This is a genomic window from Mesorhizobium sp. M00.F.Ca.ET.216.01.1.1 (assembly GCF_004010325.2).
Lineage (GTDB): Bacteria > Pseudomonadota > Alphaproteobacteria > Rhizobiales > Rhizobiaceae > Mesorhizobium.
In genome coordinates this window covers 1-3,697 of record NZ_SADR02000065.1, presented here as the reverse complement: position 1 = coordinate 3,697, position 3,697 = coordinate 1, and the positions used below count along the sequence as shown (strand labels likewise).

Below are 3,697 nucleotides of genomic sequence, written 5' to 3'. Positions count from 1 at the left end.
CGAAACCTGCCGCTTGAACTCGACGCTGTGGGTTCGGTGCTTTGCCATGGGCCTTCATCCTCTGAAAGCCCGGCTGCCCGGTCAATTACCGAAAACCATCCTGTCCGGCCCGAGGGGCCCACTCCAGCCGCCGGCCAATTTTCACCTTGATTTCCCGCGTCTGATCGGTCCGGCTTGACCGCAGCCGAAGCTTCGGAAACAACATCTGCGATACACGCGGCAAAAGCCGCATCAGGAGGAGCAAAAAGTGAGTTTCTGGGGGCTGGGGCAGCTCAGCGTTTCGACGGTCATCTTCCTGCTGGCGGCGACGGCGGCAAAACAATGGGGGCTGGCGCCCAGCTTCGGCAAGATCGTGCTGACGCTGGCGCTCTATTCGCTGGGGAATCTGATCATGCTGAGGCTGATCCGCGAATTCGGCATGTCGGTGTCGTTCAGCCTGTCGGCGGTGATCCAGCTGGTGTCGGTGAATGTGGTGGCACTGGTCTTTTTCAGCGAGCGCGTCAACGCCTTGCAGGCGACCGGCATCGTGCTCGCCATCGCGGCCGTGGCACTGATCACGCTCGGGCCCTATCTGCAGAGACTATAGTTGCGCATGGCCCCGAAAATCGGAATCGATTTTCGCAAAGGACGCGCGGTGCTGTAGGACGATCGGCCTGATGAGGAACGCCGCAAGCACGCTGTTCAACCGGATCGAATTCCCGGTGCTGCTCGCCGGGCTGGCCATCGCCGGCGGCTTGTGGGGGTTCGAGGAACTGATGGAGGTGGCGCGAGCCACCACGCCGCATGCCTTCGATACCGAAATCCTGCTCGCTTTCCGCGAAGCGGGCCAACCCGACAATCCAGTCGGCCCGCCTTGGCTGGAAGGGGCGATGCGCGACATCACCAGCCTCGGCAGCGCCAGCGTGCTCGGGCTGATCACGGCGGCAGCGATCGTCTACCTGCTGCTGATCCGCAGGCCGGGACCAGCGCTTCTGATGTTCGTGGCGGTGGCGGGCGGGCAGATGCTGTCGAGTATTCTGAAGTTCGACATCGACCGGCCGCGCCCCGATCTGGTCTCGCATCTCGTCGACGTGGCGTCGCTTTCGTTCCCGAGTGGCCATGCCATGCTGTCGGCGGTGACATATCTGACGCTGGGCAGCATGGCGGCGCGCTTCCTGCCCGGGCGTGTAACCAGGATCTATGTGTTCGCACTCGCGGTGATGACGACGCTGCTGGTCGGCATCAGCCGCATCTATCTCGGTGTCCACTGGCCGTCCGACGTGCTGGCAGGCTGGTGCGCCGGCTTCGCCTGGGCGATGCTGTGCTGGCTCGCCTCGCGGGCCCTGCAGCGGTGGCGTAGGCAGAGCGACAGCGCCTGAGACGGCCTTCGGTCAGAACAGCGCAGCGTCGGTCAGTCGACGGTCAAATCAGCCTGTTGATCAGCCCATGCCCGCAGCCTGCCAGCAGGAGAACCGTCGACAGCAAGAATGCCGATGTCATCAAAGTTTTGAAAATCTTCAACTGATTTATCCCTTGAATTTGTGTCGACTTCTGAAACCTGGAGGTTGACGGAGTGTGATGGCTCGATCTCCGCCTATCGACTGCATGTGTCTATCAGACAAAGATACGGAAGACATTGACAATAGCTGCCCGCCCGGCCGTGCTTGCCGGCTGCCAAACGAGGGCGCGCTGACGGAATAACCGCCGGCCGATGACGCCGGCCGGCGATCAGGCATTTCTCAGTCGCGCGTCAGCGCAACGACTTCGCCGTCGTTCATCAGCGGCACGAAGATCCTGTTGCCATCGGTGCCGATGTCGGCACTGCCCGGATTGAAGGTCGCAACCGTCTCCGGTGCGCCATCAACTTTGTAGCGGTAGAGCGTGCCGGTCATGTAGGCGGTGGCGTAGATGGTGTCGCCGATTGCAATGACGCCATCGAGGTCGGCGAATTTTTGTGCGCCGGGGAGTTGCGAAATCGCCTTGGTGGCGAGATCGACGGTGAGCAGGCCGCCGGGCTCCGCTGTGGTGAAATCCGGCTTGATACCCTTGCCCCAGGACGCGACGATCAACCGGCCACCATCGGCGAGGATACCATTGGGCGATGCAAGTGCCGCATCCCTGATGAACAGTTCCGGCCTGTCGCCGTCGAGGCGGTAGATCGCGTCGGCCAGCATGTCGGTGACGTAGACTTTGCCGGAGACGTCAGTGGTCATGTCGTTGAGAAAGACGGTATTCGGCACATCGATCGTCGAAACGAGCTTGCCGGTCGCGAGATCGACGACGCGGACTTTTGTGATGTCGGCGACGTAAAGCCGGCCGCCGGATATCGCCATGCCCTTGGGCGCGTCCATGCCGTCGGTCCAGTGCTGCGTGACCAGCTTGCCGTCCGGGGACAGCACCGACAGATAGCCGTTGCCGTCGACTTCGCCGGGATTGCCGACGATGTTGGAGACGATGATGCGCTTGCCGGCAGCGTCGAACAGTGCCGATTCCGGCTGCTCGAGGCCAGTAGCGCGCCAGATTTCGCCGGCCTGGGCAGCAGGCACCGTAGTGCCGATGATGGCGAGGAGGGTCGAGGTGATTAGAGTTTTCATGGCTGGTTCTCCTGTAGTGATGGCGGAGAACTAGGGTTTTCGATACTTTTCGGGAAGATCGATTGCAGCCAGTATCGAAGATCGATACGAAATAATGCAAAAGAGGTGCATGCCATGAACGGCCTGATCTTCGAGGCGCTGAAGCGGACGCTCAAGGCAAAGGGCGTCACCTATCGGATGCTTGCCGAGCGCATGGGCGTTTCCGAGCCGACGGTGAAGCGTATCTTCCACGAGCGCAACTGCAAGCTCGACCGGCTGGTGGAGATTTGCGCCGCTGCCGGCGTGGAACTGGAAAACGTGCTCGGCTCGATGAACAGGGGGCCGGGGCCGGCCAACCACATCGCACCGGAAATCGAGCGCAAGCTGGCCAGCCGGCCGGCACTGCTGTTCATCTTCGTGATGCTTTCCGAGAAATTCACGCCCCAAGGCATCATGCGCTCACAAGGGCTGAGCGAAGCCTCGATGTTTCTCTATCTGCGCGACCTCGAGGAGCTTGGCCTGGTTGCGCTCGGCCGCAGCCTGTCGGCGAGGCTGCTGGTCGAGACGCCAATCCAGTGGAATTTCGAAGGGCCGCTGCGGCCGCTGTTTGAGATGACCAACAAGAACTTCATCGGCTGGGCGATCACGCATCTGCAGCGCGAGGCGACATTCGTCAGCTTCTCCAGGCGGATGCGGCCGGAGACGGCGGAAATGCTGAGGCGCGAGGCGGAGGAACTGGCCGATCGCGCCAAGCTGCTTGCCCATCACGACCAGCACACGACGCCGGAAGACGGCCTGGTCGGCTACAAATGGACGTTCGCCTTCGGCGCAACGCCGTTTCCGGCGATCATGCCGGTCGGGCCGCATCCGCGCGACGCCGGTGCAAGAGCGCCCGACCGGGTTGCTGCCGCGAACGGACGTCGCCCGCTGCCGGCCTAGGGTCAAAACCAATCATTCTGAACGATCGCGTTAGGACTTTCTCGGACATTGGACGCCGAGAACCGGGACGACGCAAGTTGGTAGAGTCGAGGTGTGGCGCGGTGGCGGTAGGTTGAACATATCTGTTTGCCGCCCCTTTCGTCTGGCGGTGCCTTAGTGGTTCAACCGTAGCTCCGTTTCCACACCCCGCTCATCGAACCGGACAT

The 3,697-nt window shown here is 62.0% G+C and carries 4 protein-coding genes; 3 read left to right on the top strand and 1 reads right to left on the bottom strand.

The genetic code is table 11. The annotated features are described in order from the left end of the window. Window positions 1-247: 247 nt before the first annotated feature. Both EN859_RS34990 and EN859_RS34985 read left to right on the top strand, forming a co-directional pair. The gene (locus EN859_RS34990; protein WP_127857165.1) at window positions 248-586 is read left to right on the top strand and encodes a hypothetical protein; all 339 of its coding nucleotides are present in this window, start codon (window positions 248-250) and stop codon (window positions 584-586) included. Window positions 587-656: 70 nt separating this feature from the next. Continuing rightward, window positions 657-1,358, top strand: coding sequence for a phosphatase PAP2 family protein (locus tag EN859_RS34985; RefSeq protein WP_127857166.1), 702 nt, complete (start codon window positions 657-659; stop codon window positions 1,356-1,358). 360 nt (window positions 1,359-1,718) lie between these two features. Here EN859_RS34985 and EN859_RS34980 read toward each other — a convergent pair whose 3' ends face one another. After that, window positions 1,719-2,573 (bottom strand): ATP/GTP-binding protein, encoded by an 855-nt coding sequence (locus EN859_RS34980; RefSeq protein WP_127857167.1) that lies wholly within the window; start codon window positions 2,571-2,573, stop codon window positions 1,719-1,721. Between the two features lie 114 nt (window positions 2,574-2,687). On the opposite strand from EN859_RS34980, the gene EN859_RS34975 reads away from it, so the two are divergent. Further along, window positions 2,688-3,491: a helix-turn-helix transcriptional regulator gene (locus EN859_RS34975; protein WP_245525867.1), complete on the top strand. Its 804-nt coding sequence runs from the start codon at window positions 2,688-2,690 to the stop codon at window positions 3,489-3,491. Window positions 3,492-3,697 lie beyond the last annotated feature (206 nt).

Bases quoted from the DNA above. Each gene is read 5' to 3' on its own strand.
- EN859_RS34985 (WP_127857166.1), top strand. From the start codon at position 657: ATGAGGAACGCCGCAAGCACGCTGTTCAACCGGATCGAATTCCCGGTG.
- EN859_RS34980 (WP_127857167.1), bottom strand. From the start codon at position 2,573: ATGAAAACTCTAATCACCTCGACCCTCCTCGCCATCATCGGCACTACG.
- EN859_RS34975 (WP_245525867.1), top strand. From the start codon at position 2,688: ATGAACGGCCTGATCTTCGAGGCGCTGAAGCGGACGCTCAAGGCAAAG.